The organism is Pedobacter gandavensis, assembly GCF_014172405.1.
Classification (GTDB): domain Bacteria; phylum Bacteroidota; class Bacteroidia; order Sphingobacteriales; family Sphingobacteriaceae; genus Pedobacter; species Pedobacter gandavensis.
Window position 1 is genome coordinate 852,917 of the sequence record NZ_WNXC01000001.1, and the last position, 21,820, is coordinate 874,736.

Here is a 21,820-nt window from a genome sequence, read left to right on the forward strand (position 1 = left end):
ACCTACACCAATTCTCAAATAGCACATATTCAACTACTGAACAGCTAGTTACAAACTGAACAACTTGTAGGCGTTCTTTAGCTTGCTTTTCTATCTGAAAAAGCAAAAGAACGACATCAGTGGCAACACCCCTATTTACATGAAAATTACGGTAGGCGGTAAACGTGCAGAAATTGCGACCAGTAGGGATTGTAACCCAAGTCCTTGGAGTAAAAGATCCAGCCGATTAATCGGAACAAAAGAAGAACAACCTATGAGCTTTTTTATTTCAACTTGCCAACATAATTGAGTAACTGGATAATAAAGGCTATTCAAATACTCCTTTGATTTGCTTATTTCATATCACAAAAAAAACACATGAATTCAAAAATTATTCTCTTTACCATTTCCTTGTTTTACACCACTAGTTTATGGGAACAAAACAACCAGGTAATTATAGCTTAATATTTTATATGTTTCGAAACGAGATGTTTTTACGGAAAGTATTAAAAAAAAAAATAAAACTTCATAAATAATTCAATAACAAAATGAGAAAAAAAACAATTATACCACTGTTTATTGCCTGCCTTGTAATTGTAGGCATATCATTCTCCTTTATGAACAAACATAAGAATGATGTTACTCCATTTAAACCCGATGCCGATAACGCTGGACTAAAGTTGCCAGTTGGTTTTGGAGCAAATAAAGTTGCAGACAATTTGGGTAAAGCACGCCATATAGTGATTACCAAAGATGGTAGCATATATATTAAACTAATGAAAGTAGTAGATGGAAAAGGTATTTTGTTTCTTCAGGATAAGGATAAAGATGGAAAATATGAAGTTCAAACTGCATTTTGCAATTACGGTGGAACAGGTGTTACCATTAAGAATGGCTATCTATATGCCTCATCCGATAAAGAAGTATTTCGTTATAAATTAGATGAAAACGAACAAGTAATTGATCCTGCAAACCCAGAGAAAATCATTACTGGATTATTAGCTCGCAGGCAACATCAAACCAAATCTATTTTATTAGATAATGAAGATAACATCTATGTAAACATTGGTGCCCCTACTAATTCTTGTCAAGAAAATGATAGAGGATTGGAGTCTAAAGGCAAAGTTGGTTGTCCCATTTTAGATTCGGCCGGCGGAATATGGCAATTTAAGGCTAATAAGCTAAATCAATCTTATGCTGACGGCTTAAGATATGCTACAGGAATTAGAAACGTAATGGGCTTAGATTGGAATACACAAAACAACACACTTTATGTAATGCAACATGGTCGAGACAATTTAAACTCTTCATGGCCCAAGCTTTTTAACACAAAACAATCTGCCGAAATTCCGGCTGAAGCTATGTATATGATTAAAAAAGGAGATAATGCAGGTTGGCCGTATGTTTATTATGATACTTATCAGCATAAAAATATCCTTGCCCCAGAATATGGCGGAGATGGAAAAAAAGAAGGCAGTAAAGAGTTCATCAATCCTATAGTGGCATTTCCAGCACACATGGCACCAAATGCCTTATTATTTTATACAGGTAATATGTTTCCTGAAAGATATAAACAAGGTGCATTTGTTGCTTTTCATGGCTCATGGAATAGAGCACCAGAAAAACAGGCTGGTTATTTTGTTGCTTTTGTTCCATTTAAAGATGGAAAACCCGCTGGCGAATGGGAAGTATTTGCTGATGGTTTCTCTGGTTTAAATGAGGTAATGGCGCCAAGAGAGGCATTACATAGACCTTGTGGTTTAGCCCAAGGACCAGATGGCTCATTATATGTTACAGATGATGTTAAAGGAACTGTTTATAGAATTGGATATAATATTAATAAATAAATTAAATGAAGAAAATAATATGTGCTGCCATTTTAATAATTGGATTTTTATCAAATTCAAAGGCACAAATCAAAAAAAAGGATATAGTAGCTAAAACCCCTACAAACCAATTGGCAAAAGGAAAGATATTGTATGCCAAACATTGTGTAGTTTGCCATCAGGCTGATGGTGGCGGAGTAATGGGTTTAAACCCACCATTAATTAAAACCGATTATGTTTTAGGCGACCAAAAAAGATTGATCAATATAATATTAAAAGGCCTGGATAAAGAAATTGAAATTGATGGCGAAACTTACGCAAACCCTATGCCCGGACTAAGCCATCTAAGCGATCAAGAAGTAGCAGATGTGTTAAGTTATATCCGTAACAATTTCGGGAATAAGGCAAGTATAATTAGTCCTGCTCAAGTTAAAGTGATTAGGGCTTCGAAGACTAAATAAATCTCGGAAATAACTAAAAAAGGCTGCCCTGGAAAGGAAGGCACTGAAAAAGCCCTTTAGGTTTTAGAGGTCACAAAAGGAGTAGAAAAACTAACGTTTTCTACTCCTTTTGTGTATCTTAAAGTGTCATTAGAACCACTTTAAATGTTAGCCCAACAACAAAATATACAGCTCTTGCATAGTTCAATGTTATTTTTACCTCTGGCATTGCTGTGCTTCCACCACCCCCCATGTATCCTGTTCTAAAGAGATTTGATCATATTACTTTTTTTATTTTTAGTTAATTTGATTTAGCGTCACTTGCAAACGCTAATTGTTTTTTAATGGAGGGAGCATTATTCTTGTCAACAATAATACTTTTACTATGGGCACCTTCAACGCTTACTAAAGCTTGTGCCTCAGCCTTTACAGCGATAGCATTAACATTAGCTCCAATTACATTTTCCAGGCGGATAATTGCTTCAGCACCCTTTGTTTCTGGTAAATTCCAATTGCTAATGGTAATATCTTTACCATCTTCACAAACTAAAGCAGGGCGTACATCATTACTGCCTAAATTAAATTTCACATTAATCAATTTAAGGCCTTTTACATGACGAGCCCAAACTCCATAAGCTGGTATTTTTGGACCAAAGGTTTTAACTTCTGGATATTGATCTATTGCTTCAGGAACTACCACACCTGCGTCTGCTTTATTACCTCCTCCAGCAAGGGTGATTTCTATATTTTCTAAGGTTAAATTGGTAATATCATGGCCAGGTACACCTGTAATTAACACACCAGATGGTGGGGTTAATTGTGCTGCATCAGCGGCTTTGGCTTTCACGTTTCTAATCACTACATTTTCAAAAGTTCCTGTGGCTTGTTTGGTTTCTGTATCCTTACGAAAAACACTTAATCTTGAACCTAACCTAAACAACATAGGTGTACGTACTTCATCCATTGTTATATCTGAAATAAGTATATTTCTGAGGTCAGCACCATCAACGGTTAACAATTTAATACCTCCGTTTTTGGTATCATAAATATGGCAATTGGTAATCTTAATATTTTCAAAGGGTGCCATAGACTCTGTACCCATTTTTATACCGGCTTGACTACTTTTTAACCTTAAACCAGATACTTCAATATCTTTACAAGCCATTTTAATTGATGTAGTTTTAAATACCAATGCATCATCTCCACTTACCACATCACAATCTTTAATGCGTACTTGTTGGCATCCGTCAATTCCAATCCCATCATTATGTGCAACGCCTACACTTTGAATTTTTACATTTTCAATTACAATCTGTTTACTTTGAAAATAATGTGAGGTCCAGGCACCTGCATATTTTAAAGTCACTCCTTTTATAGTTACACCTGTACACCTTACAATTCGTACTAAAAATGGTCTTAATCCCCATCTTTGTCCTTCTGGGCGAGTATCTGTTAATATGTGTTTTGCTTTTATTGCAGAACCTTGTCCGTCTATTGTCCCTTCACCTTCAATGCCTATATTTTTTGCATCAACAGCAACCAGTAAGGCCCAACCAACATCTATCCCTAAACCTTCAGTAAATGGATCTAAATTTTGATAATCTTTTAAATCTATGCTACCCAATAAAACACCATCTTTCTTTAAATAGAGGATAACGTTATCTTTCATGGCTATGGTACCGGATAAGAATTTACCCGCAGGGATGATTACCCTACCACCTCCATTTTTATGACAAGCATCAATAGCTTTTTGGATAGCTTGCGAGTTTAAAGTAGTCCCATCACCAATTGCGCCATATTTTGTGATGTCAAAATCTACTGCCTCTGCATGGTTCAGAATGAATAGGAAAAACAGTAATGCACTTAATTTTTTCATAAAATTTACCTTTAAAAGAAAAGTATTAAACCGATTTGTCGTTTATATTTGATAATGCAACCACGTGATAATTGTTTATATATCAATGCATTCATTTAAAAATGTTTCAAATCCTTGAGGCAATAAATACAATTAATTGAGTTTTAATAATGCGCTAGGATTTTTACCCTGCACATCATCATCATAAAATATTTTATCTATTTTAACTTGAGATGCATTTTTTAAACCAATCACCGTAGGGTTATCCATCGGTTTTACCATTTTCAATTCCGAAAGCTCTGCACCAATTACATCATCTAAAAACATCACATAACGACTGTCCCTTTTCTCGTAATTAAATGAGCTTTTTTTAACCGTTAAGCCCATTACATGCCTGGCCCATAAACCATAAGAAGGCTGCACTTTTAAATTGGAGACATTATACTGCCCAACACCCAATTCTGGAGATACTTGTAAAGTATCAGCAACTACATTTCCCCCTTTCACTAAAACGTGTACATCTGTAAAGGATACGTTTTTGATATAACCAGTATGTTTACCATTAGGGAGTTTAAAATCTAGTCCGCCTACTACTTCTGAACTATCAGGCAGCTTATAACCCGCTATGATCGGACTAGCTTTACGTTGTTTACCATCATAAGGCTTCCAACGGATATTTGCGTCGCCATAAGAACTTCCACCATAAACCTCTGCTATATCAACTCCGTTAATTATAATATTTTCTACCAAGCCAATGTTCACATTCTTAACCAGCAGTTCATCATGTTTTACTCCATTATCAGTAAAGGCATATTTACCTACTTCGGCACCTAAAATCCGACCACGGTTAGAGATAGAGATAAAAAATGGTGTTGTAGAACGAAACATTTTAGACCTGGAGTGAAGAGATCCGGTGTGCCCACAATTAAGATGGATATTTTTAATGTGCGCTCCATCATTGGTGGAGATAGAGAAACCTGCTTTATTTGCTCCCAGAACATAAATATTGTCTACACAGATATCCATGATATCATCAGCAGTTTCTGACCCAATTTGAAATAAATTACAATTGGTATCGCCTATAATGTTGCGCACTTTATAATTATGTGCAGGTCTTGTAAAACCCAATGAACAATCTGAACCTGGTTTAACAATATCATCAGAGCTTACCTTACAATAAATATTGGTAACAGTAACTTCATTGCAGGCCATAAAATCGTAAATATCACGAACATTGGAAGTGCTATTTTTTCCAAAATAGGTATTGTGAACATGGATTGAATCAGAACCAGTTGCCAACAACGCAAAATGCCCTGCCCTATCAATATTCAGCATGTTTTCTACGTTAAAATCCTTTGTACCATCCTTAGCGATATAATAAGGCTCATCTTTAATTGGATCATACCATAGGTCGTTAGCTTTAGCTAGACCTCCTATTTCTATATTGGTGCAAAGTTTTAATGTAAACATTTTATCGGCTCTATTATCGGCCGCATTGTTCATTACATTATCACCATTTACTAAATTGCCATCACCTGTAATTCTACCATTTCCAATAATTTTAATATTATCCAGGCGTTCGCCAAAAAACATAGTGTTTCTAAAATAATGATGACCTACATCTTGTTTAGTTAGGTAATTTTCTGGATCAGCATAAGGACCAATGGCAGTTGGTGATAAGCCTGAGCGATATTTTTTATCACTAAACCAAGTAGTTTCAGGTGCATCAGCCCCTTTTACAGCTTTTATGGTAGCTTCCTTATCTATAAACAAGTAAACATTGCTTTGCAAATGAACCGTTTTAACTAAATATGTTCCTTTGCTAAACCACAGCGTGCCTCCCCCAATCTTATTCAAATAAGCTATTGCCTCATCAATTTTTTGAGTATCATCTAATTGATCATCGGCATTGACACCAAACTTTTTAATAGCTAATTTTCCGGTATAAAATTGAGCCTGATTAGAAAACCCTTTGTGCTCACCATCTTTTACCAATAACCTAAAACTATACAGCAGATTAGGCTTTAGGTTAATCACTTTTGCCGTTCCCTTTTTAGCATCGATAACTGCAGCAATAGTAGACCAAGTTTTGCCTTCATTTATAGATGATTGTAATTGTATGTTTTTAGTATCGCTAATTAACGCCCATTTAAAGCTTGTTGAAGTATATGTTTGTTGAGATTCTTGATAGGCTAAGTTACGATTAACCACACGTTCAAAATCTGCAATGGTTTTGGTTACTTTTAAAACCGCTGTTTCATTTCCTGTTCCAGCGCTACTTAAAACATTTGGTTGATCCGTTGTGTAAATAGCTTTAAAAGTAAGGTTCCCACTATCTTTTAACCTTACTCCATTTATGTTGATAATTAAGTCGGCTCCGTTTGCAGGTCTAAAATCTAAATGTTTAAGAGTGATCAGCGCTGTGCCATCTGCAGATTTAGAAAGAACTACATTTCCAACCTGTGTATATGAATAACCTGAGCCCACTCTACCAATTGACTGACTTGACAATTCGCTTAGCTTTACAAAACCTCTGCCTATCACGTTAATACTTGTGTTTTCTAATGAAGGCTCAATTCCTTTCGGTAAAAACAATTGAACAGTTGCATCTGGACTTCTTACTCCCGCTGTGTAGGCAATGGTGATGGTTTTAGTAGTCTGTTGAGTAATTTGAGATTGCGTTAAGCTCAACTTTCCACCTAAAGCCCCTGCTCTTAATAAAATTAAATACTTTTTTGTAGTGTTTCCATCTTGTGCCGTAACCTTTAATACATCTCCTTCTTGCACAAGACCAGCACTTTTAACAGTTCCATCCTTAGATATAACCTGATAATGCTGCCTTGAACCATCAGCCGATTTAATTTCACTGATCAGTTCACTAACTGTTGCTTGTGTAGCAACCAAACCTTTATCCTCTGGTGTATCTACCGTAAAGCGATACGTGCTTCCAGTAACCAACACAATTTGATTGGTGTTGATTTGAGCAATGTGTATATTCTTAATACCATAACCAATGGTAGTACTTGAACTAAGCGGAATAGCAAAAGTGTTATAGGTAATTAGTTGTGCAACGAAGAGAATAGCTACTATTAGTTTATTCATTTTAAAAATTCTTAATATGTGAAAGATAGGGTATCACCAAGTACAAAAATTAGCATTTTAGTAAATGAAACTAACATCTGGTTTTTACATAAAACTTTACCTTCAGAGTCCCTGATTATTTACAAAACTATTTTGGCAGACGTTGGTTATAAATTCAGTTTCAGCGCCATGGATTATGAAAAAGCTTTTGCATTTATTATTCCTTCTCTGGTTCAATGCTGTCAACTCCTCCTTTGCACAGCAAGAAATCCCCAAGCATTTGGTCCAGGCTTATTGGGATGATGATTATATAAGTTTTTATGGGCATGGTACAGACAGGGCATATACCAATGGTAACAAATTCAACCTGTTTTACATCAAAAACAAGTCTTCCAACTTTTTAATAGACCGATTTATGCCAAAAGCGGGCGACAGCAGTCTGAACGTACTTGGTTTTGGGCTGACACAATTGATTTTTACCCCCAATATTATTGCCAACCCTAACTTCCAGCCAGGCGATTATCCCTGGTCTGGGTCCTTATACCTTACTCGTAGTCTTTATTCGTATAATGAGCAGCAGAAATATAGTTTCCAATCAGAATTGGATCTCGGTGTGAACGGGCCCGCCTCATTGGCCAGGCAAGCCCAGGAAATAGCGCACGGTCTTGTCAGTTATCAGAAACCAAAGGGATGGTCTAATCAGTTTGGGAATAGCCTGATACTGAACCTAAATTTCAGAGCTGAGAAACAATTGCTACACCACAGCAATTTCCTGGAAGTGATTGGTGGCGGAGAGCTGCAGGCAGGGACAGGAATAAACGCTGCTGCAGCCTATTCTCTAATCCGGATAGGAAAAATGAACCCCTATTTTCAGGGTTTAATATCACAATACAGTCGCTCAGGGGCAAGAAATAAAATACAGATTTATTTCATTTTCAAACCCAAAGTGCAATGGGTACTGAGTAATATACTGCTACAAGGAGGAATCAACGCTTCCCGACCAGCTCCGATCCTAGTTTCGGGAGAAACTGGGACTACCCCAAGCCTGGAATATTATCACCCGATCAAAAATTTCATTGCCAGCTATTCTTATGGACCTGTTATTGTGATCAACAGGTTCAGCATATCCTCAACTATGACGAGTACAACCCCTTTGATGAGGGATTTGTATAATCTCACCTGGGGTAACTTCACCTTCAATTACGCTTTTTAAATTTACCAACTGTCCGTCCTAAAATCAGTTGACACCCAAATAGAAATTCAATTAGAAGGTTTTAATGATATTTCTTTTAGTTTGCGCAATTCAGCTGCTATATCCGGGTTAGCTTGATAATAAATCGAATAATAAGACAATTCATTCAACTGACTGATATACCTCGACTGATCATAATCTATTTTAAAATTACTTATACTTGGATTGATCTTACTAACAGGCAGCGCAACGCTATTGATCAGTACATTACCAATCACTGAAGCAATAACTCCATCTTTTATGTCTGTTAAGGAAGGTTCTTCATTACCCCATTCATCAACAAATTTACCTGCAGCGTTTTGCCTGTATACTTTGTTTTTATCCGTATCAGGGGTGAAATTCTTTAAATTGTAGCTTTTCTTAGGTACCCGAATTTTGATTGATTTTATCAGCTGAAAAGGAATAGTTTCAATCCCATTTTCAGAATTAAGAATTACATTATTAGAATCAACTCTTTGCAATATCCCTTTATGACTGATATTATTTTTGGCTTTAATGATTGCCAAATAAAGCTTAACAGATTGTGCGTTCGCTGGGATAAAACCAGTAGTAATGAAGAATATGACGAGGTATACAAAGATTTTCATAAGGGCAGAGTTTTGCATTTAAACTTAACCAGCACATCGCTTTTCTCAAATATAGGTCAATTTTTAGGAAAATTGAACCCTGAATTTTTCCAGTATAGAAAAATGAGCTAGCCCACAGTGATTAAGAGGCCTAACAACAGCTAATTAAGCAATTTCCCAAGCAAATTCAGGAGTTCCGTTCCATGCAAATGTTTGGCAATAATTTTTCCATTGGGATCTATTAAGAAATTATCAGGAATTGAATATACATTATACCTCATCGAGACCTCATTCCGAAATTCTTTAAGATCAGAAACATGATCCCATTCCAATCCGTCTTTTTTAATTGCATCGAGCCACAACTCCTTCTTGACATCTAGAGAAATGCTTAAAATCGTAAAGTTTCTATTTTTATATTTATTCATAGCCTTAACAAGATTTGGATTATCAGCACGACACGGAACGCACCAGGAGGCCCAAAAATCAATTAGCACGTATTTACCTTTATAACTCTCCAAATTCACAGGTACACCATTAGTGTTTGTTTGTGTAAAGATTGGAGCATACCCACCTACAAAAAGGCTGTCAACCAGATATTGTAGTTCTTCAGCATACCGATTACGCTTCCCCTTTTTAGGGAGAGATAAGAATATATTTTTTATTTCTGCATCTGGTAAGTTATCCAATAGTGAATATAGTATCGTAGAATTAATAAAAGATGAAGGATTCTTTTCTATAGCACTCAAAGTAGATTTGACAGTCAAAAGTTTACTTGGTATTGCTAAGGAATCATACACCCGCTTCATTCTTCTGGTGGTTGAAGTATCTTTGGTTATCCTTGACTTCGACCAATCAACCCATGCCTTTCGAAAGTCTTGATTTGCTTTACTACCAGTCAAATCCGCTCTAAACAATTGATATTCTACACTAGTTTTATTGCCATCGACCTTTAGTCCATTTAAACTTGAATCTGGAAGGTTAATCATGAGTTTCCCTGGAGATAGGCAAATAAAATCAGAGCTTGTCTTATTTAATGATAAAGTGTACAGATCTCCACTTCTCACTTTTAACTTCCCACTAAAAAACCCCTTTTTAACAATTAGTCCCAGATCTTTACGAAGTGCATCAGCATCCTCTTTCTGATCTTTTGAAAAGCGTCTTGGATAAAAAGGTCTAAGATATAGTAAGGTACCATCTTTCAATTTTGGCGCATAGCCTTGAATGGTCAGACTTTCTTGTGAATGTGCCGAACTACCAGTTAAAATCAAACAAAAGGCCATTAAATAGCTGAAATGAAAACAACGCCTGATACGCATACTTATTAGATATTTAAGGGTAAAACGCTAAAAAAAATCAAGAAATTATTTACCCTTAACCAGATCTTTGTAAATCGCAATACGATGTGTACGAAGCTTATAGGGTATCTTCTTTTTACTATTGCTGATTTGGAAATCAATAGCATGAGATTCCTTGATTGGCATGTGGCAGTCGACACAGTTATTGGCCAGTATCGCTTTATTTTTCTCCTTCAATGTTTCATGTTTCACATCCTGGTGACAACTGATGCATTTAGCGGAATAAATAGCCATAGTAGGCTTCTGCTGCTCATGCACATCGTGGCAGCTAATACATTCAGCCTTACCCACTTTATAACACGCACTAGCCTCTAGCAGTTGCTTCTGTTTACCATGTACATCAGGATCTTCCCCCCTATAGGCACTGTACTGAGGGAGTATTTTTAAGGTATCACCAGGTTTAAAATTAAACGTAGAACTCAATGTTTGTATCCCTGCTCCTGAATGACATACGCCACAAACATCCACCCTTTGTGTTAAGGCCAGTTTTTTATAACTCACCATAGCATTGGCCGTTTTCACCGTAGGATTTTCTTGATGAAAATTGACGTGCTCTGCCGCAGGGCCATGGCAACGCTCACAATCTATTCCAGCAATAATGGAGTTTTTAACGTATTCCTCCTTTATCGAAAAATTATCACCCTGGACCAGATTTACATCTGCGAAGGAACTATGACAATCCAAACAACGCGCAACGATGGGTCTGCCAAAATAAATCTGTTCTTCAGGGAAACCTGGACTATTTACCCATTGATGTTCTTTCGTTAGGTAGTTTAATGGCATCTGCATCAATTGATTGCCATACCAAAAAGCGAAGGTATACGCCCTGTTTCCTGCGCCAAAAACCATATCTGTGCGTTCCGTTTTTTTATCAATTCCATTGATTATTGCAGACTGATAAAGTCCGTCTGCACGATTTCTAACCAGCATTTTTGTCTTTTCATTAAAAATAAAATCTCCATCAGGGATATGCAGGCTGTCGGCAGAACCAGTCAGCATTTTTGAAGCATTAAAATGGGAATTATGGACCGCAGATTCAGAAAGATCTTTATGACAGCTTACGCAGCTAGCACTCCCCGCATAGGCTGGCCCCCTACTGTCGTTATTTATACTTTTTTCCTGTGTGCACTGCACAGCCGCAAACACGAAAATTGCCAGAATACAAAAAATCAAAAAGTAGCGTCTCCGGCCCATACATTAACTTTGGTTAGAAATTAGATTGTTACCTAAACTAATAAAAAATTCTCCAAACAGACAAAAAAATAAAAGGAGCTACTTTTATAAATTACCTTAAGGCAAAAGCCAAGGTAACCTTGGAAGTTAGGCCTGAGCCATGTAACCCAATCTTTTTCTAAAGCGTCTCATACTATAACCAAACATAAAATAGCATGAAAAAGACAAGGCTAGGTTTTTTATTAACAATCCTGTTTATTACCATTTGTTATCCATTTAACACCGCTGTTGCACAAAGTTTTGAAAGCAAAGTAGACCAATTAATTCAAACAGAATTCAGTGATAGCAATGGCCCTGGTGGAGTCTTTATGGTGGCTCAATATGGAAAACCGATATATAGGAAGGCTTTTGGTAAAGCCAATCTGGAGTTGGATAACAACTTAAGTCCTGAGTCTGTATTCCAAATTGGCTCTATGACCAAACAATTTACTGCCATCTCAGTACTGATGCTAGAAGAACAAGGGAAATTAAACACCAATGACCCCATCTCAAAATACCTACCTGATTACCCAAAGGGAGATAAAATCACCATTCATCATTTACTAACCCATACGTCAGGCATTAAGGATTTCACTAAAATGAAGTCGCTTTCGACTATTGCCCAAAAAGAGATGACACCCAAAATGATGGTAGACTTTTTTAAAGATGAACCAATGGATTTTGATCCTGGCGAAAAATTTGAATACAACAACTCCGGTTATGTGCTTTTAGGCTACCTGATTGAATTGGTTTCTGGGGAACAGTACGAAGATTTTATTAAGAAGCACATTTTTGATAAGGCTGGAATGAATCAATCTTACTACGCCAGTGATAGAAAAATCATCAACAAAAGAGCTTATGGCTACCATAGAAAAGAATACGGATATGTAAATAAAACGATGATCAGTTTTAGTGTTCCTTTTTCATCGGGCTCGTTAATGTCGACTGTAAGTGATATGCTAAAATGGCAAAACGCATTAAATCAGCATCTATTTCTCAGTACTGATAAGACAAGAAAAGCATTTAGTAAATACAAATTGAATAATGGAGAAGCGTTTACTTATGGCTACGGTTGGCACATTAAAGACATAAACGGCATACCAACCAGGGAACATGGCGGCAGTATATTTGGGTTTAAAAGTATGGGCGTGTACATTCCTTCAGTTGACATCTATGTCATAGGATTTAGTAATTGTGACTGTCATTCGCCAACACAGATTACCAGAGACATTGCGGCATTGGCGCTAACCGAGATAGGAAAGTAAATCACTAGGATTTCAGATTATTTTCTATAAACTGAAAGCTTTGGCGCCCATCACATCCGCCTCGTTTTCTAGGCCCGCATCATCATTAATGTTCAGCTTGCCCTTCATCTGCATGGTAGGCTGAACCCTCCCTTGTTTTTGCTGGACTACATGCCAGGCCTCATGGGGCAAATGTTGTTCCTGACCGGGTGCCAGGTGTATGTCTGTGCCTTGGGCATAGGCATGCGCCTGTAATTGAGCAGGTCTATCGGAGTTATAATGCACCTTCACATCATCCAAAGAAAAGCCAGAGAGGTTTTCAACACCTGCTTTCAGGTTATCTGGCAAGCCGGTATTGTTGTCTTTCTTTTGTACAACTTCAAATTTCCCCTGGATAGGTTCCTCCTCTTCCAAGGCTTCCCGTTGCGCTGTTTTACTAGCCATAGCACCATCGGCCATCAGCTGGATGGCTTTCAATTGCTGGATAGCCGGGCTGCTATTCATCACTTCCGCCAACCGCATTTGTACAATTGCCAATGGCTGAGGCTCAACAAATTTAGCACCTAAGTTGGTATCAGCCTTCTTCTGAACAAACGCAGTTGCTCTGGTATGTATTTTGGGTTCCGGTATTTGATCGCTGTGGTTTGCCATTTCAGAAAGAAATTATATTACAATATACGATTAAATATTTATCGTCTTACCATCTTTATTAAACTCTCTTCTGAGTCCATTGATCATATCATCAAGCAAAATGACATTTGAATCCCTTTTAAGCGCTCTGAGCGAACAATAGCGTACAATATTGATCAATGAGCCTCCAGATAGCTCGTATTTTTCCGATATGTCCCGAAGATTAATTTTATCCTCAAGCACTGCCTTAGCCGAAAAAGACTGTTGCCATAACTTGAAACGCTCGTCTGGTCCGGGCAAAGGAAAATGTATCATCGCCTGAAACCTCCGGCTGAAAGCTTCATCGATATTGGTCTCAAAATTAGTCGCCAGAATAACCATCCCGGGAAACTCCTCAATCCTTTGCAAAAGATAGGAAACCTCTTGATTGGCATGCCGGTCATTTGAACTGGAAGTTTGAGTACGCTTACCAAAAAGTGCATCTGCTTCATCAAAAAATAGAATCCAGTTCTTATTCATGGCCTGGTCAAAAATATTGGAGAGGTTTTTTTCTGTCTCACCGATGAACTTGGAAACCACCATTGACAAGTCGATACGATATACATCAAGTTTTGTTTTTTTACCAAGCAGGCTTGCTGTAAGGGTCTTTCCAGTTCCAGGAGGGCCATAGAACAAGCCACGAAAACCTGGTTTCAACTTCCCTGCCATCTCCCAATCCCCCATCAGCTTATCCTTAAATTGCAGCCAATCGCAAATCTCCAAAACCTCGTCCATTACACTATCTTCCAGCACCAGGTGTTCCCATTCTAATGCAGTACCTAACAATTTTGCAGGAAAAACGGTACTGTAGGAAGGCCTATGGTTAACACCAGTCACGAAATGAATCAGGTATTCCTCTGCTATGGTCAGGAAGCCGCTCAGGAAAGGTTCATTCATCGCAGTACGCTGTATATTGAGTATATTCAGCTCATTGAATATGGCATCCTGCATAAAAGAACTTAGCAGTTCGAATCGCTTTTCCATGTCGTTTCCAGCAATAACAAATGCCGCTGTTTCCCCAGTAGGCAAAAAACCTCCATGATTATTGCCCTTAATACCACCAAATTCAGTAAAGCCTCTATCATTATAGGTATTCTTGATAAAGAAAACATCCAATATATGCGGTTTGAAATGGGGGGCCAAGGCTAACAAAAGGCAAATACGCTGCATTGTATTCATATTTAAATCCTTAATTAATTTGGCATACTGCGAAATATCTCCATTTAAATCATCCGGCTCAACAACTAAAACATCCGGCGCTTCACCATCAGCAGCCCAATGCAACTGCATTCTGGATTCAATTACTTTGGATAGCCATTTCATTTCCTGTTCGATCACTACCGCATTTCTGTCTCTCTGTACTATATCCATTCTACATATATTATTGTTTCCATTAACGAGGTTTTAACCACACTATAGCCCCAAGGCAAAGTTTGGAGCAGCACATCATAGCCCCTTGGTTCCACCCGCAAACTCCAATCCCCGGCTTCATTCCTCAACAAGCCATCGCGTTTTAAAAATGAGCCTCTGAAATTACTATGAGATGAATTTTTCATTTGCGCCCACATGGAGAGCACTGCGGAAATAAAATCTTCACAATGCTGCAATTGAGCAGTGCTAAGCGACACAGATAAAGGGACTGGGGCTTTTACGGGCCAGCCACAAAGAATCTTACTAAGGATCAACATATCTTCAGCATGCTCCAGCTCCCCATCAATCAAAAACTGTAAAGCGTGTATGGCCTTAAATCTTGCTTTTTTTGAAATAAACTTCCCTTCTTTCAAGAGCCCAAGGTTAGCGAAAAAGGTTTTAAGGTATGGATGCAGCAATACCAATCCCGCATTATGGACTAAAAATGATACTCCAGAAAGTTCAAAATCATTTTCAAAAGAAGTATACTTAGGCGAGCTATCTGCGACTTCAAATGACGAAGGATGGTTTGCATTAAAAAACTCTAAATCAGCTTCAAGAAACTGTTTTTCAACCTGATCACGCGCTAGAAATCCAACTGAAAACCTGGTAATTTCAGTTCTAATCAATTTTGGTACCGCTTGAAATAATACCTTGTTTGGTACTTCAGAAGAAATTGCTTTTAAAAGCTGTCGGAAGATGACATTGCGTTTTGATGCCAGAAATTTTAATAATCCACTAAAAAAGCCAGCTGCATCAGTAAAACGTTCCTGGCTCGTCAGCTGCAACAAGAAAAACTCTTTGAACAAAATTGCCAAATGCTCTTTCTCCAAACTATCGTTCATCTGCGCTACCATCCAGTGATATGCCCCTTTACTCGCTACCAGTTCTTCGGCATTCCAACTTGCATACTCCTGGTCCATGATTTTCATAATATCTTCGATGGCGCTTCTTTTAGCCATGTAGCTTCTCAGCTGTGTATTTGCCAATAGCTCAAGAAAAATTTTAGTGCGATTCTCCTTTACTTCCGAGAAAACGGCAAGTATATTGAGCTCCTTATGGCTAAACGCGCGATGAAATCCCCAATCTGTAAAAGCATTCAACAGCTGTTTGTCGACAAAACGCTCCAGAATTTTTGAAATCTCCACATCCTCCTCTGGCAAGTAAACTAATTTCAATAATTTAACAATTGCTTGTCCTTGGAAAGCTGCCTTTTGAAATATCTCCGAAAGACTTAACTGATGTCCTTTATTGGCGATCTTGATCAATTGTCTTAAAAGCGCAAGCTCCGCTCTTGCGTTGCTAAAAGCATAATGTGAGGGCAATGAGCCAGTAGACATGAAATGTCTGATCGCCCTTAAAGCCAGCTGACTATCATTTATAATCCAGCCATCAGGTAAGTTTTGAGTATTCTTGAAAATATGATTAAGTATCTCCAACGCCTTGACTGCATCCCCTGTTGAAAAAGTTTGCCATTGTTTCTGGCCTGACTTATATAAAATTGCTTCCAGAATTTCTAATGCTTGTTGCTCAGATACCAATGGTGGTAGATCCGACACCCAGGCGGAACTATTCAATGAAAACCAATACTTCCTGATATAATCACTTAAATTGAGACGCAGCTGCTGACTCTCATTTTCAGTAAAACCATACTGATCAGGTAAATGCCCAAACTGCAAGAAATAATGTAAAACTTTAAAGCTCTCTGCATTGGAATCCTTGCTTTTATATATTAACTGATCATTCAACCAAGCATCAATAAACATTAGCTGATCAGATTGTTGTAAGCGTTCATGATAATCAAAATCCGGTAAAATCCTTTTGGCAAGAAACTCTTTATCGCCCAGAAAATTACGCAGTAAATTATCGAATTCTATTACCCGAGCTTTAGGAGCCTTAGCCATTACAGAAAGTAATTGTCTGATCAATTGAACCGGACTTAGTCCAGCAAATGCCGAAACATAATGAATCGAAGCTTCAAAAAAACGGTCCACCCTCAAACCAGCATAACCAGCGGCCTCGAATTCCGTCAAGAACACGCTGGCAAGCGTTTTTTCTATCCTTAAAAGATCATGACTTGAGAACACTTTTGAAAATTTCTCGATCAGGTAACGAAATGCAACATATCCCTTTCCTGATTCAGGGAAAAGCTTAGCAAGTCCCGCAATAAGCGCTTCCCCAGATAACAAGATCAGAAATCTGTACCTGGCTTGCTCACTTACAGCCAAATACTTGATCAATTTTATTGCAAGATCTGCTGAAGTGTTGATCATCACCTCAAAAAGACTAGCGAGATCTGATAACTGTATATGGTCTTCTTCCGCCCAGGCAGGCATCCGGCCATGAAACAGATAATAACCGATCAATCCGAAGTTCAAGGGATCGTTTATTGGAACCTCCTTGAACGGTTTGAAATTTCCAAAAACAACAGCTGCAGCCTTAGTCGGACCAGAAATTAGCAAGCCAGATTGCTGACCGTTCTTTAGGGAAAGCAGTAATAATAACTTCGGTAAATCTGTAGTTAATTGTCTGCTGGCGACAGGCACTGCTTTCACAAACAAAGCCAATACTGTTGCATAACTAAGGTTAAAATGTGCTGCAAAACGCATTAATGTAGCTTCCACAAAATGAATTTTACTAAAAAAAGCCTGATTCTCGACCAATAAATAATCCAGAATAAATTCCCAAACTGCTTCCTTAAAAGATTTGGAATCGCTTTTAACGACCTGTTCTTCTTGTTGAATCTGGAGCAGATCGGAATGAAATAACTTGATATAATCTGCATAATCAGGCTCAATCAATTGCAGCAGTAAATAAATATCCGGATCATTAAACTGATGTACAATTCTCGACCGCACATGAGCCAACTTTCCCGCATTCAAAATGCGGGTTCTAAGCTGTGACTTGTTAGCAGCATACAATTCAGTCAATATCTCGGACCACTTTGGTCTTTCGGCAGCGGCAACCCACCAAGGTAGACTGCCATGTAAAAGAAAATGATCCAACAGATGAAGTGGCTTATGCCGACTATCCAGTAACAGATCCGGATCTGGTGTAGCAATTCCATGCTTTAAAGACCTATTCAACAACATGGACAACTCCTGCTCAACACCCATAATAATTCGTTCAACCAATTCCTCTTCATCCCAATTTTCGCTGAACTTCCCAATATCTACAATCAAATCACTTAAATTAAAATGCTCATTAGGAAGTACCATGCGGTTAAATAACTCCTCCAATGCGCCCATAATCCGATCATTGAACAGTTTAATCAACCTGTCCTGTAAGCCATGCGCTTCTGCTCTCGAAAAATACTCGACCTCAAACACCTGGCGTTCTATCACATGAGGCTGATTGTGAATCTCCATCCTATTGAATTGTTTCTAGAAAAACAGATAAATTTGAAGCGGCCATCCGCTCTTCAGTATCACTATTTAATTTGAGTTCATGGAGCCAGCTGGCATACAAGCGTTCAAATATGGTCATCTGCTCCATATTTAACCAATAGAACTTTAACCTCAAATGGACGGGTGCCTGTACACGGAAAAGGTCTTTAAGAAATTCTTTAAAAACATTATCCTGAAATCTGGCTGGCCACTCTGGTAAGACAATACTCATCCTAAAATTAAAATAATCTTCATTCTTGACTTTCTCTACATGCTTTACCAGCATTTCGAAGCGGCTATCCTCCCTTTCTTTGTTTTTAACATGCCAATTAACACTAGCGATCAAATCTTTTACCACTTCGGGAAGGGGCTGATTGTCCGATTTAGTCAACTTATAACCACTCAATAAATCATTGATTTCCAAATCTGTTGACACATCAGAAGTTAACAAACGGATTAGCTCCTCAATCTGCTGCTCACGTTGCTTGAATGAAGTCCAGGTGCGACTTTCCAACAGAATTTCTCCCTCCTGATTATAAAACCTAAAGCCAAAGTTTTCGGAACTAATCCGAGGTCTTAATAGGATGTGTTCCAGGAGGTAAAACCCTTCAGATCTGGTACTGGTTTTAATCAGAAGATCAATAAGCTCATCCAGGGCTACGATAGCATCTATACTGCGCTCATAATGATTTACAGTTACCCATACCTCCGTTCCTGGCGCTTGATATAGTAACAAATGAAGGTTAGGCTCAGCGGGATCCACTGCCAAACGGTAGTTATCAATATTCAATGCATGCTTAAGGAAAGAAACCGGCTGGTTTTGGAATACCGTCTCCCCTGGAGCATGGTTTGCCGGGTAGGATTTAACATTGCCTTTTTTCTTCTCCTCCATAAACTGTGCAGGAGTAAAACTGATGACCTTACTTAACTCAGGTTCATTTGATACCTCAGGACTACCAACGTTTCCGTTTAATGGCCCTCCAAGCCCCCTGATTTTCTCAGCCCTCAGCCGATTTGAAAATGGCTGCAATAAGCTGGTACCTGGCAAATTACGGATGTACAAAAGATAATACATCTTTTTCCTAAAGTCATTACCCAAGCCTGCTTTCTGCTTTCCGAGGTAATTAAAACCAAGTGATCTGGTATGTGAAAGTGTAGTCACTTTCCGGAGCAGAAAACTTTTCCATTTCAATTCTTCCTCAGCCACTTGATTCTCCTCGGTCTTACCGTAGATTTTATCAAATAACTGTATTGGATAACTGGAGATAGATTCATTAAACCTGGCCAGCAAATGATCCAGCATCCTGTTTTTCCGTTTAAAACACTGGTCCTCACTCTCTATACCCTTGTTTAAAAAGTCCGAATAAGATACCGAGTATAAATAATTTTCCCAGTCTCCGTGCTGTTCCTCACTAACCATTGCTGAAAAGTTAGGAACACTAGTTAATGGTTGTGTAAAGTAACTCTTTGCAGTTGTTGAAACGAAGTTATTGGAGAAAAGTCCATTGATGCCTTTAAGCTGTGCCAGATAATTCGCCATGATTTGCTCAAAAAACATCAAATATGCCTTCAGTTGTTTGGCACGTGCTAATCGCAAACCGTCTTCAGATTTCGAGAAACCTTCTTCCGAAATCCCATAAACGGCTGGAAAATGCTTCTGGATAGAATAGTAAGAACCATCCATATAGGTTCCTCTAATCTCTTTTTGTTGAACCAGATGAAAATCATGTATAAAGCGTCTTTCAGCCCGCTCTTGCAGGTTGTATAATATATCCAGTGCTAAGGATTCTCTTACCGAGATTACATTGGCGTCACTATAATCATGAATACTAAAGCTGGATTTTTTAATGTTAAAATAGGGGAATTTCAACGGATCAATTTCCAAAACAGGATCTATCTGCCCATTTATTTTGAGCCCGGAAACCACCATCACTCCTTTTACAGCCGAAATCACTTGATACAATTCGGAACGGTCAATCCTAAGATTCCTGGGCTTCAATTCCTCGTCAAGAATGAAGCCATTAGTCAATTTTGGACCAGAATAGATTTCTTCGGTCGTGTAGCCTCTACTTAAAAGTTCCTTTTCTGTATAATACCGTACTTGAGGGTTTAGATATTTATAAACTGCAAAATAAACCAGAGCCATGATATTTTCCGGTAGTTCATTCTGACTAATGATGATATTGGCGCTTAAGAAGACCTGTTGAGGCTCCAGAATGTGAATTTCCGTACTGGCATCTTCACAGAGGTTACGGTGCCCTGTGAATTTTTTTTGTACCTGCAGTTTAACCAGCGCTTTGGTCTCCGGGTCTATCTCTAACACATCGCCTGAACCCTTCATAGCCTCCTTGTTCAGTTGTACAAAAAAAGTATACAACCCTTTTAAGGCATTAGGCGCATAGTTGGAACCTACGGGTTCAATCCATACATTTCCAATTGCATCGATCTTATCGAGCAGTATCTTTCTGAAATCATTTATCGTCACCGCATTAGAACTCAGCGCTGCTGCAGGTTTAACAAAGGACTGCGCTTTATAATCTATGGTGCCATCCTTTTGAGTCAGGAGATCTTCAATGTCAAAATTGGTGCGGTAAGCAAGGTCGGTGATTGCATAACATAAATATTCTAGAATTGTGACACCAGGGTCATGTAAATTATAATCCGTCCAGTCTTTACCGGACATTTTTTGCAATAGGCGAATCCCTTCTTTTCGAAGAAAATCATAATCCATTGCCTTGGAAGTAGAACTCTGCTGCGTATCAATCATTTTTATGAAAATAACCCTCGTCCAAAAATTCATGATCATTCCAGAGCTGGCTTACCTTAAAAAAGATCTGCGCATGATGCCCATAATTACTGTTGGTACGAATCTGTAAGGCATAGTTATGCGTTGTACCGATCCACCTCAGGTTCAGGTGATTCCAACAAAAACCATAACAGGTTCTGGTTTTCTTTATTTTACTACCTCTTTTCCCATACACACCCAATGCAGTAGCCTGCATTAAAGCAAACTTGCCTTTACCTTTTGCTCCGGCTCTGGCCATGACTTCATAAGCATGACAATTATTAAGGTCCTTCACTATAGTATGCCACTGGCCATCGGCAGGAAATTTACCTGCCCTAAAAGTCCCGGCCCGGCCTTGCATCCCAACAAACCCGGCCACTTCAAGTTTGATTTTATCCGCTGCAGGTTTGCCCAGCCCTAAGTTTCCGTTTGCACCAAAATAAAAACTAAAGTTCTCATTGTCGTCTCCCTTTACATAGGGCTGCAATTTTAAGTTTTTTGGCTTCGCCTGATCTTTTGAAATGACGAAAAATGGATCGATCGCGTTGTTATCCGGGAAAAGAGATGCGAATGTTTTAGACTTTCCAGTAGATTGAATATGAAACCCAAACTCTTCATCCTTTAGAAAACCATCATCCACTTTATTCACCACAGAATCTATGAGTGCGGCATATTGAGTTTCTGTTGGGATCTTCCCTTTTCGGAAATACCCCTTCAATTGCGCTCTGGTCTGATTTATTTTATTGGAGAACGTCATAAT

Annotated in this window: 15 protein-coding genes; 5 read left to right on the forward strand and 10 right to left on the reverse strand. The window is 38.3% G+C overall.

The window, feature by feature from the left end:
- Nucleotides 1-82 precede the first annotated feature (82 nt).
- From GM920_RS23965 to GM920_RS03360, 3 genes are all read left to right on the forward strand, one after another.
- Nucleotides 83-289, forward strand: a complete 207-nt coding sequence (locus GM920_RS23965) for an Arm DNA-binding domain-containing protein (protein WP_182953398.1) — start codon at nucleotides 83-85, stop codon at nucleotides 287-289.
- 238 nt (nucleotides 290-527) lie between these two features.
- Complete coding sequence (locus tag GM920_RS03355; protein ID WP_182953400.1) at nucleotides 528-1,826, forward strand: PQQ-dependent sugar dehydrogenase; 1,299 nt, start codon at nucleotides 528-530, stop codon at nucleotides 1,824-1,826.
- A 5-nt stretch (nucleotides 1,827-1,831) separates the two neighbouring features.
- Nucleotides 1,832-2,266, forward strand: a complete 435-nt coding sequence (locus GM920_RS03360) for a c-type cytochrome (RefSeq protein WP_182953401.1) — start codon at nucleotides 1,832-1,834, stop codon at nucleotides 2,264-2,266.
- 280 nt (nucleotides 2,267-2,546) lie between these two features.
- On the opposite strand, the gene GM920_RS03365 is transcribed toward GM920_RS03360, so the two are convergent.
- Entirely contained in the window at nucleotides 2,547-4,121 is a 1,575-nt protein-coding gene (locus tag GM920_RS03365; protein ID WP_182953403.1) for a glycoside hydrolase family 28 protein, read from the reverse strand.
- 132 nt (nucleotides 4,122-4,253) lie between these two features.
- Nucleotides 4,254-7,202, reverse strand: coding sequence for a glycosyl hydrolase family 28-related protein (locus tag GM920_RS03370; protein ID WP_182953404.1), 2,949 nt, complete (start codon nucleotides 7,200-7,202; stop codon nucleotides 4,254-4,256).
- 175 nt (nucleotides 7,203-7,377) lie between these two features.
- On the opposite strand from GM920_RS03370, the gene GM920_RS03375 reads away from it, so the two are divergent.
- Entirely contained in the window at nucleotides 7,378-8,394 is a 1,017-nt protein-coding gene (locus tag GM920_RS03375; protein ID WP_182953406.1) for a lipid A-modifier LpxR family protein, read from the forward strand.
- A gap of 47 nt (nucleotides 8,395-8,441) precedes the next feature.
- Here GM920_RS03375 and GM920_RS03380 read toward each other — a convergent pair whose 3' ends face one another.
- The 3 genes from GM920_RS03380 to GM920_RS03390 form a co-directional block, all read right to left on the reverse strand.
- Complete coding sequence (locus tag GM920_RS03380) at nucleotides 8,442-9,020, reverse strand: LSm family protein (RefSeq protein WP_182953408.1); 579 nt, start codon at nucleotides 9,018-9,020, stop codon at nucleotides 8,442-8,444.
- 140 nt (nucleotides 9,021-9,160) lie between these two features.
- Nucleotides 9,161-10,315 carry a TlpA disulfide reductase family protein gene (locus tag GM920_RS03385; protein WP_182953410.1) on the reverse strand — a complete coding sequence of 385 codons (1,155 nt, stop codon included), beginning with the start codon at nucleotides 10,313-10,315 and terminating at the stop codon, nucleotides 9,161-9,163.
- 45 nt (nucleotides 10,316-10,360) lie between these two features.
- Complete coding sequence (locus GM920_RS03390) at nucleotides 10,361-11,488, reverse strand: multiheme c-type cytochrome (protein WP_182953411.1); 1,128 nt, start codon at nucleotides 11,486-11,488, stop codon at nucleotides 10,361-10,363.
- A gap of 254 nt (nucleotides 11,489-11,742) precedes the next feature.
- Between GM920_RS03390 and GM920_RS03395 the strand changes: the two genes are divergently transcribed.
- Nucleotides 11,743-12,831, forward strand: a complete 1,089-nt coding sequence (locus tag GM920_RS03395) for a serine hydrolase domain-containing protein (protein WP_182953413.1) — start codon at nucleotides 11,743-11,745, stop codon at nucleotides 12,829-12,831.
- Nucleotides 12,832-12,855: 24 nt separating this feature from the next.
- Here GM920_RS03395 and GM920_RS03400 read toward each other — a convergent pair whose 3' ends face one another.
- The 5 genes from GM920_RS03400 to GM920_RS03420 are packed head-to-tail and all read right to left on the reverse strand — an operon-like array spanning nucleotide 12,856 to nucleotide 21,817.
- Entirely contained in the window at nucleotides 12,856-13,461 is a 606-nt protein-coding gene (locus tag GM920_RS03400; protein WP_202986026.1) for an eCIS core domain-containing protein, read from the reverse strand.
- A gap of 30 nt (nucleotides 13,462-13,491) precedes the next feature.
- Nucleotides 13,492-14,850, reverse strand: coding sequence for an ATP-binding protein (locus tag GM920_RS03405; protein WP_182953415.1), 1,359 nt, complete (start codon nucleotides 14,848-14,850; stop codon nucleotides 13,492-13,494).
- A complete protein-coding gene (locus GM920_RS03410; protein ID WP_182953417.1) occupies nucleotides 14,841-18,257 on the reverse strand; it encodes a contractile injection system tape measure protein in 3,417 nt (1,138 codons plus the stop codon). Before GM920_RS03410 ends, GM920_RS03405 begins: the two co-directional genes overlap by 10 nt.
- 1 nt (nucleotide 18,258) lies before the next feature.
- Complete coding sequence (locus tag GM920_RS03415) at nucleotides 18,259-21,042, reverse strand: hypothetical protein (RefSeq protein ID WP_182953419.1); 2,784 nt, start codon at nucleotides 21,040-21,042, stop codon at nucleotides 18,259-18,261.
- A complete protein-coding gene (locus GM920_RS03420) occupies nucleotides 21,035-21,817 on the reverse strand; it encodes a hypothetical protein (RefSeq protein WP_182953421.1) in 783 nt (260 codons plus the stop codon). Before GM920_RS03420 ends, GM920_RS03415 begins: the two co-directional genes overlap by 8 nt.
- Nucleotides 21,818-21,820: the final 3 nt, after the last annotated feature.